This window comes from Streptomyces sp. NPDC058534 (genome assembly GCF_042717365.1).
Lineage (GTDB): Bacteria > Actinomycetota > Actinomycetes > Streptomycetales > Streptomycetaceae > Streptomyces.
Genome location: NZ_JBHXNW010000012.1, coordinates 105438 through 113474 on the forward strand (window position 1 = coordinate 105438; position 8037 = coordinate 113474).

Consider the following 8037-nt stretch of genomic DNA (forward strand, 5'->3'; position numbering starts at 1 on the left):
CCCACTCAAACCACCCACTCCGCGGCTTACACCTCACGACGTCGCACAGAAACCGCATCCCCCGCCTACCGGCCGCCGCCGCTACGCGGGGCAAGCATTCGACGCGTGTGCCGCGTCCGCGCGGTCAGCCCTCTTCGCGCAGGCCCCAGGGGGACCCGTACTCGGTGAGGAGGTCGAGGAAGGGCCGCGGCGGGAAGGCCTCGGGGCCGAGGACCCCGGTGCCCTGCCAGGCGCCGGTGGCGAGGAGTTCGAGGGCGACGACCGGGTTGACGGCCGTCTGCCAGACGACGGCCTGGGAACCGTACTCGCGCATCGACCACTCGTTGTCGACCACGTGGTAGAGGTACACCTCGCGCGCCGCGCCGTCCCGGGTGCCCTTGACCCAGGTGCCGGCGCAGGTCTTGCCGGTCATCCGGTCGCCCAGGGTGGCGGGGTCGGGCAGGCAGGCGGCGACCACGTCGCGCGGGGACACGCCGACCGGCCCGTCCGCGCCGGGCACCGTCACCTTGGCGGTGGAGTCCAGGCCGAGTTCGTGGAGGGTCCTCAGCTTGGCGATGAAGTCCTCACCGAGGCCGTACTTGAACGTCACGCGCCGGGCGTCCACCCAGCGCGGGATGAGCAGCACCTCCTCGTGCTCGACGTTCACGCACTCCACGGGGCCGATGCCCTCGGGGAAGTCGAAGGTCTCGGGCTCACTGAAGGGCGCGGTGGTGAACCAGCCGCGGTCCTTCTCGAAGACGACCGGCGGGTTGAGGCACTCCTCGATCGTGGTCCAGATGTTGAAGGACGGCGCGAAGTCGTAGCCCTCGACGGTCAGGTTCGCGCCGTCGCGGACCCCGATCTCCTCGACGTCGTCGAAGAGTTCGTCCGCGGCGTACCGGGCGAAGACGTCGGACAGGCCGGGCTCCACGCCCATGCCGACCAGGGCGACCCGGCCGGACTCGTCCCAGCGGCCGGTCAGGGCGAACTGGTCGTCGCCGAGCTTCACACCGCACTCCTCGTGCGGGCGGGAGGTGTGCGGGACGGACAGCGACATCGCCATGTCGAGGTAGTGGGTCCCGGCCGCGAGGGCCGCCTCGAACAGCGGCATCACGAAGCGCGGGTCCGTCGCGTTGAGCAGCACGTCGCAGCGCTGCTCGGCGAGCATCCGGCGTACGGCCTCGCCGTCCGAGGCGTCCAGTCGCCGGGCGCTGAACCGGTCACCGTGCTCGTCGCCGAGCGCGGCGACGGCGGCCTCGGCACGGGCGAGGTCGTAGTCGGCCACGACCATGTGGGTCAGGAACCTCCTGCGGGCCGCGATCCTGGTGACGGCGGTTCCGACACCGCCCGCGCCGACGAGAAGTACACGCATGTCGGACACCTTTCTGGCTCGTCACGGAAGACGGGCGCCTCCCGGGTGCCCCCGATGGAACGGGAGCCCGAACGGTAAGGTCAACCGCGTTGGCATAAGGCCCGCCGCGCGCGGGAGCGACGAGGAGGAGTGCGATGCCGAAGCCGGTGGTACGGAACGAGGCGCGGCGCAGGCGGCGGCCGACCCGGCAGGGCACGGTGCTGTCCGAGACGCTGATCGTGGACACCGCGCTGCGGCTGCTGCGCGAGCACGGCGGTGGCGGACTGACCGCCCGGCGCCTGGGTCTCGCGCTGGGCGCGGATCCGAGCACCCTCTACCGGTACTTCGCGGGGATGGACGACCTCACGCGGGCCATCGGCGACGAGCTGATGGGCCGGGCCCTGGAGAGCTGGACGGCGACCGGTCACTGGCGTACCGACCTGCGGGCCCTGGGCCTCGCCATCCACTCGGCCTACCTGGCCCACCCGCAGGCCGCCGTGCTCACCGCGAGCCGGGTCACCGGGCGGCCCCGGGAGATCGCGGTGGACGAGACCATTCTCGGCATCCTGCGCGACGCGGGTCTGCCGGACGAGGACGCCGCCCGGATCTATCACACGTTCATCGACCAGAGCCTGGCCTTCGCGGCGCTCGACGCCGGGGCGCTGGCTCTGACGGAGGAGAGCCGGACGGCGGACGAGGACATGTGGGGCACCACGTACGCACGGCTGCCGGCGACGTCGCATCCCCACATCGCGGCCACGGCCCGGCTCCTGGCCCGGCGGATGCCGCACAGCGCCTACCCGGGCGCCCTGGAGATGCTGCTGGACCACACGGCGGCGCGCCTGGGGTCGTGAGGGACGCGCTCTGTCTGCGGGAGGCCGGCTTGCTGTCTGCGGGAGGCCGGCTCGCCCCCGCTCAGTCCACCGTCACCACCACGGAGTGCCACCCGCTCGCACCGTCCGGCACGGTCTTGGTGCGCTTCTCGGTCTGTACCTCGCCGGTGCGGTCGGTGGCCCGCACGGTCAGGGTGTGGCCGCCCTTCGTGGCTTTCCAGGCGTAGGACCACTGGCGCCAGGTGTCGCGGGAGTCCTCGGCCGCGAGGGTGGCCTCCTGCCAGGGGCCGTCGTCGACGCGGATCTCGACCTTGTCGATGCCGCGGTGCTGGGCCCAGGCGACGCCCGCGACCATCACCGTGCCCGCCTTGGGCCGGCCGAACGGCTTCGGCGTGTCGATCCGGGACTGTGTCTTGATCGGGGCCTCACGAGCCCAGTCCCGCTTGACCCAGTACGAGTCGTAGTCGTCGAACGTCGTCAGCTCGATGTCCTTGATCCACTTGCAGGCCGAGACATAGCCGTAGAGGCCGGGCACGAGCATGCGGACCGGGAACCCGTGGTCGAACGGCAGCGGTTGGCCGTTCATCCCGACGACGAGCATCGCGTCGCGGCCGTCCATGACGTCCTCCACCGGGCTGCCGATGGTCATGCCGTCCGTGGAGCGGGCCACCAGCTGATCGGCGGGACCGCCCGCCGACGGCGGCCGCACGCCGCACTCCTTGAGCAGGTCGGCCAGCCGGACGCCGATCCAGCGGGCGTTGCCCACGTACGGGCCGCCGACCTCGTTGGACACACAGGTGAGGGTGATGTCGCGCTCGATCAGCTCGCGCCGCAGCAGGTCGTCGAAGGTCAGGGTCTTCTCCCGGGTGACTCCCTTGCCGTGGATGCGCAGCCGCCAGGCCGTCGCGTCCACCTTGGGGACCACCAGGGCGGTGTCGACCCGGTAGAAGTCGCTGTTGGGGGTGAAGAAGGAGCTGACCCCCTCCACCCGTACCTGGGCGCGGCGGGGCACCGCGGGGGCGCCCGAGGCGGGCCGCGGGAGGGTGATGTTGTCGCGGGACGCGACGGCTTCCCGGCCGTCCGCGCCGGTCAGGGCCCGGCCCAGTACACCGGCCCCGGCCGAGGCGGCGGCAGCGGCGGTCGCCGCGATCACGAAGCGGCGCCGGTCCCAGTCCTCGCCCTCTCCGTCCGGGACGTCCCGGCCCGGTGCGGGCAGGCGGCCGACGAGGAAGTACAGGAGCAGCGCGCCGGCGACCGCCCCCAGCACGGAGGGCAAGGCGTCCGTGACGCCCGTGGAGTCGGGCCGGCTGAGGGCCGCGGCGGCGCCGACGACGCCGAAGACGAGGACTCCCGCGGCGCCGGTCCGCCGGTGGCGGAGGGCGAGCACGCCGAGGGCCAGGGCGAACAGCGTCAGCACGGCGAGAATGCCGAGCTGGAGGACCAGCTTGTCGTTGGTGCCGAAGGAGCGGATCGCCCAGTCCTTGACGGCGGCGGGCGTCCGGTCGATGGCGGCCCCGCCGACCGCGACGACCGGACCGGCCTGCGGTCGTACCGCCACCGCCACCAACTCGGCGACGGCGAGCGCCGCGCCGCCCGCCAGCAGACCGCTCAGCGCCCCCAGTCCGAGGCGCGTCCATGCTGAGGCCGGCTGATTCCGCGGGGTCTTGTCGTCGTCACTCACGTCGGTAATCCGGGGCCGGACGGCGGGCGGATTGGTGACCTCGCGCGTCCGGCCCGAAGGCGAGGCGCAGGACCGAACGCATGGCGTGCCGGATCGCCGCGCGTGCCTCGTCGGTGTCGTCGATGGTCTCGAAGCCGTGGTGGCCGTGCGGCACGTCGACCACCTCCACGTCCGCGCCGTGGTCCTTCGCCGCCGCCAGGAACTCCTCGACGGTGGCGGCGATCTCGGGCATCTCCCGTCCCACCCGGGTGAGTACGACGGGCAGCGCTCCGGCGTTCGCCAGCGTCCGCGCCGGGTGGAAGCGGGTGCCGGACAGTCCCCAGTTGGGCAGCGGGGCGAGGACCGGGTAGGTGGCGGCGAGGCAGCGCAGCCACGCCGGGGGTGCGTCCAGCCAGTCGGCGGTGATCAGACCGCCACCGGAGAAGAACCACAGCGCGATCCGGTCGGCGTCCACCCTCGGGTCGTCGCGGACCAGTTCGACGGCGGCGGCCACGTCGGCGGCGGCCCGCTCGTAGTCGCCGAGGTCGTGCAGGCGGTGGTCGAGGAGCACGCCCACCGCCCCTTGCCCGGCCGCGTACCGGGCGTGCCCGGTCAGGCCCGGCCAGTCGCGCGGGGTCGGCCTGGCGTCGGCGGGTACCGGGCCGCCGTGCACGAACACCACCGCGGGCCGCGGCTCCTCGGCGTCGGGCAGGTACAGGTCGACGTTGCCGTGCCGTTCCCGGGGGACTTCGGGGACGTCCAGCAGGAACGGCCGCAGGTGCGCCGGCGGTTCGGCGGCGTCGACGGGCGTCAGCCGGTGTCCCTCGCCGGCCGCGGCCCGCAGCAGTACGTCGCTGAGTTCGGCGGGGCGGGAGAGCATCGGCCAGTGTCCGGTGGGGAGTTCGAAGAACGTCACGCGGGGGTCGGTGAGGGCGCGCAGCGCGGGGTCGCCGAGGCCCACCAGCATCTGGACCATCTCGATGCTGGTGCCGTTGCGGGTGCAGAGCACGCCGGTGGAGGGCACCTCGTCGACGGCGCCGGTCAGCCTCAGCGGCTGGAGCAGGGTGCCGAGGGGCTGCGGGGCGGCGAGGGCGGTGAGCCGGTCCAGGGCAGCGGCGGGGACGCCCTCGGTGCTGCCCCAGCGCGGCCATTCGTCGTGGGCCGGGGGCGGCAGCACTTCGTCGTCGTACGCGTCCCCGCTCGCCGCGCTTCGGCCTGCCGCCCGCTCGCGCAGGGACTGGTCGGGCACGGCGGCCAGGGCCGGGACGCCGTCCCGCGGCAGGCCCGAGTCGAGGTGGACGATCCGGGCGACGCGGTCCGCGCGCCGGTCTGCGGCGCCGACGGCCGGGTGGATGCCGTAGTCGTGGCCGACCAGGACGACCTTCCGGTCCGGCCCGGTCTCCACCGAGTCGATCACCGCGAGTACGTCCGCGATGTGGGTCTCCAGGTCGACGCCGGTGCCCGGCGCGGCGCGCGGCCCGTCGATCCCGGTGAGGGCGACGGTGTGCGCCCGCGCGCCGGCGGCGGTCAGGCGCGCGGCGGTGTCCTGCCAGATGTGGGTGCCGGTGAACATGCCCGACACCAGGATGAACGTGGTCATGGCCGCTCCCTCGTCGCGGAGTCCGGTACGGCGTCGTCCAAACGCCGCACGTCCGCGGACCGGCCCGATCACCGGCCCGCGTTCGCCGGTACGGTAGGAACTCCCCTTGAGGGAGGTTCAAGTGGTCACGTCGGACGACGGTCTGTGCGGCATCGGCGAACTCGCCGGGCGGGCGGGTGTCACCGTCAAGACCGTCCGCTTCTACTCGGATCGCGATCTGCTGCCGGAGGCCTCCCGCAGCGCGGGCGGGCACCGGCGGTACGGCCCCGAGGCGCTCGACCGGCTGCGGTTGATCCGGTCGCTGCGCGCGCTGGGTCTGTCCGTGCCCGAGGTGCGCCGGGTGCTCGACGAGGAGGACGCGACGGGCGGACGGGGCGGCGGGGGCGGGACGCTGGAGGCCGCGGTCGCCGGGCGGCTGCGCGAGCTCGGCTCGGAGTTGCGGGCGATGCGCTGGCGGGAGGCGGCGCTGCGGCTGGTGCAGGAGTGTCCGCCCGGGGAACGGGCCGGCCGGCTGCGGCTGATCGGCTCCGTGTCCCTGCCGCCCAGCACGGCGCCGCTGGTCCGGTTCTGGCGTGGCTGGCTGCCGGCGCGGATGCCGGCCCCGGCGGCCGGGGCGTTCCTGGACGTGGCGGTTCCGCAGCCGCCCGACGATCCGGCCCCGGACCAGGTGCTCGCCTTCGCCCGTCTCAACGCCCTCACGCTCGCCCCGTGCCCGGGCACCGCGCAGCCGCAGCCCGAGGCGCACCGGGCAGCCGGGGCCCGGGGTGCGGCCGTGCTGTACGCGGGGCTGGCGGAGGCGTACGAGCTGGCCGGTGCGCACCTGCGCCGGGACCGGGAACCGCGGCCCGGCGAGGCACTGGACGGTTTCGTCGCCGCGTACACGAGTGCGTACGGGGTCCGGGACACTCCGGGCTTCCGGCGCCGGCTGGCCGGGCAACTCGCCGCCGACCCGCGGCTCGACACCTACTGGGAACTGGTCTCCGAGGTGTGTACCCCGCCGGGCGGCAGACCGGAACCGACCCCCGGGTCCGCGCACGACTGGCTGCTCGCGGCGCTGGCCGCGGAGACGGGGGCGGTCGCGGAGACGGGGGCGGTCGCGGAGACCAGGGGGTTCGTGGATCAGGGCACGTCGCCGCGCCAGTCGAAGCGGCGTGGGTCCCCCGGCCTCGGCGCGTACGCGGAGCGGCCGCCCGCGCCGTAGTGGCCGATCTCGGTGGCCAGGGACACTCCCCGGCCGCGCTCCTGGTCGGTGAGGTCCGTGACGTCCAGCAGCAGGCCGTCCAGCGGGCCGCCCACCAGTTGGGCGTAGACGCGTCCGGCGCATGGGCCGGGGCTGTCGTGGTCGGCGCCGTAGACCCTGCCGCGCATGAACTCCACTTCATCCATGACGGGCAGCCTCGCATCCGGCACTGACAACGGCCGGGTCCCGGGCGCGAGGCGCCGCTGGAGGGGTGGCTAGAGGGGTGGGTCGTCGAGCAGTTCCAGCAGGCAGCGTGCGCCTGCCTCGGCCGTCGCAGCACCGGTGGCGCCGGACGCGGTGGGGAACAGTCTGCCGTAGGCGGCCGCGCGGGCGAGGGCGCTGAGCCGCCAGGCGAGGCTCACCGCGCGCCGCAGGTCCGCCGTGGTCCGGCCGGCGCCGGTCCAGGGTTCCAGGTAGGCGTCGCGCAGACGGGGCAGTACGTGTGGCCCGTGCTGCTCGCGGGCCCGGCGGGCGGGGACGGCCAGGCTCGCGAAGGGGTGGGAGACGATGGCGTCGCCCCAGTCGAAGAACGTGAACCTGCCGGGCCCGGGCCGGAACACCTGGCCGTCGTGCAGGTCCGCGTGGTCGAGGGAGTCCGGGACGCCGAGGGCCGTGAGTTCCGCGCACCAGTCCGGCAGGCGGGGGCGCAGCTCCCGCAGGCGCTCGCGTTCGTGCGGCTCCAGCGGGGTGTCGTCGATCCGGTCGAAGACGCCGGGCAGGGTGGTGACGGGAACGCCGGGGACACCCAGCCGCGTGATCTCCGGGGCGTGCGGGGTGAGGGCGTGCTGCACGGCCGCGTACTGGCGCACCAGTTCTTCCCACGCGCCGGGGCCGGTCGTCCCCCGTGCGAGGACGTCCCGGAAGAGCGGCCCTCCGTCGGGGAGCAGCGACCAGCCGCGGCGGGTGTCCACGGCCAGCGGCTCCAGTACGTGCCCGGGAACCCAGCGGGCCAGTGCCTCGGTCAGCGCCCCCTCGAAGGCGCCGGCCTCCGGGTTGGCCTTGAACCAGACCGCCGCGCCGCCCTCGACGGGCACGCGTACCAGGACGGACCACGGGCGCAACCGCACCCGCCACTCCCCCGCCGGCCGGAGGCCCCGCCCGGCCAGCGCGCCCGCCGTCCAGGCGAGGGCATCGGCCCGCCAGGACCGCTCGTCCCAGGGCGTGACGGCATCCTGATACCGCCCCCGGTCCACGACCACCGGCACATCACTGAGCATCACGCCATCCCAGCATCGTGCGCCCCGTGCGGCCACCGCTTTTCGCACCCGTCCGGGCCGGCCCCGCGGGGCGGCGGCGGCCCGCCCGGCGGGCGCGGGGGCCCGGGGAAGGCGAGAGGTGGAGTTGACAGTGACCCCCGCCGCGGCCTTACGGGCG

7 protein-coding genes are annotated in these 8037 nt (G+C 74.6%); 2 read left to right on the forward strand and 5 right to left on the reverse strand.

The features are described 5' to 3' along the window. Positions 1 to 124 precede the first annotated feature (124 nt). Positions 125 to 1351, reverse strand: coding sequence for a saccharopine dehydrogenase family protein (locus tag ACFWR9_RS10080; RefSeq protein ID WP_383838369.1), 1227 nt, complete (start codon positions 1349 to 1351; stop codon positions 125 to 127). A gap of 134 nt (positions 1352 to 1485) precedes the next feature. Between ACFWR9_RS10080 and ACFWR9_RS10085 the strand changes: the two genes are divergently transcribed. After that, positions 1486 to 2184 (forward strand): TetR/AcrR family transcriptional regulator, encoded by a 699-nt coding sequence (locus tag ACFWR9_RS10085; RefSeq protein WP_383838372.1) that lies wholly within the window; start codon positions 1486 to 1488, stop codon positions 2182 to 2184. A gap of 61 nt (positions 2185 to 2245) precedes the next feature. On the opposite strand, the gene ACFWR9_RS10090 is transcribed toward ACFWR9_RS10085, so the two are convergent. Together ACFWR9_RS10090 and ACFWR9_RS10095 are read right to left on the reverse strand one after the other, a co-directional pair. Continuing rightward, a complete protein-coding gene (locus ACFWR9_RS10090; protein ID WP_383838375.1) occupies positions 2246 to 3844 on the reverse strand; it encodes a sulfite oxidase in 1599 nt (532 codons plus the stop codon). Further along, positions 3837 to 5423: an alpha/beta hydrolase gene (locus ACFWR9_RS10095; protein ID WP_383838378.1), complete on the reverse strand. Its 1587-nt coding sequence runs from the start codon at positions 5421 to 5423 to the stop codon at positions 3837 to 3839. The genes ACFWR9_RS10090 and ACFWR9_RS10095 overlap by 8 nt, the downstream gene beginning before the upstream one ends. Before the next feature lie 121 nt (positions 5424 to 5544). Between ACFWR9_RS10095 and ACFWR9_RS10100 the strand changes: the two genes are divergently transcribed. After that, entirely contained in the window at positions 5545 to 6624 is a 1080-nt protein-coding gene (locus ACFWR9_RS10100; RefSeq protein ID WP_383838381.1) for a MerR family transcriptional regulator, read from the forward strand. Here the strand turns inward: ACFWR9_RS10100 and ACFWR9_RS10105 are convergent. Together ACFWR9_RS10105 and ACFWR9_RS10110 are read right to left on the reverse strand one after the other, a co-directional pair. Beyond that, the gene (locus ACFWR9_RS10105; protein ID WP_383838384.1) at positions 6543 to 6809 is read right to left on the reverse strand and encodes a hypothetical protein; all 267 of its coding nucleotides are present in this window, start codon (positions 6807 to 6809) and stop codon (positions 6543 to 6545) included. The two genes, ACFWR9_RS10100 and ACFWR9_RS10105, sit on opposite strands and share 82 nt — an antisense overlap. 69 nt (positions 6810 to 6878) lie before the next feature. Next, entirely contained in the window at positions 6879 to 7880 is a 1002-nt protein-coding gene (locus ACFWR9_RS10110; protein ID WP_383838472.1) for an aminoglycoside phosphotransferase family protein, read from the reverse strand. Positions 7881 to 8037: the final 157 nt, after the last annotated feature.

What these genes read in the sequence shown, in the direction of transcription:
- ACFWR9_RS10080 (WP_383838369.1), bottom strand. Translation starts at nt 1,351, where the DNA reads ATGCGTGTACTTCTCGTCGGCGCGGGCGGTGTCGGAACCGCCGTCACC.
- ACFWR9_RS10085 (WP_383838372.1), top strand. Translation starts at nt 1,486, where the DNA reads ATGCCGAAGCCGGTGGTACGGAACGAGGCGCGGCGCAGGCGGCGGCCG.
- ACFWR9_RS10095 (WP_383838378.1), bottom strand. Translation starts at nt 5,423, where the DNA reads ATGACCACGTTCATCCTGGTGTCGGGCATGTTCACCGGCACCCACATC.
- ACFWR9_RS10105 (WP_383838384.1), bottom strand. Translation starts at nt 6,809, where the DNA reads ATGGATGAAGTGGAGTTCATGCGCGGCAGGGTCTACGGCGCCGACCAC.
- ACFWR9_RS10110 (WP_383838472.1), bottom strand. Translation starts at nt 7,880, where the DNA reads ATGCTCAGTGATGTGCCGGTGGTCGTGGACCGGGGGCGGTATCAGGAT.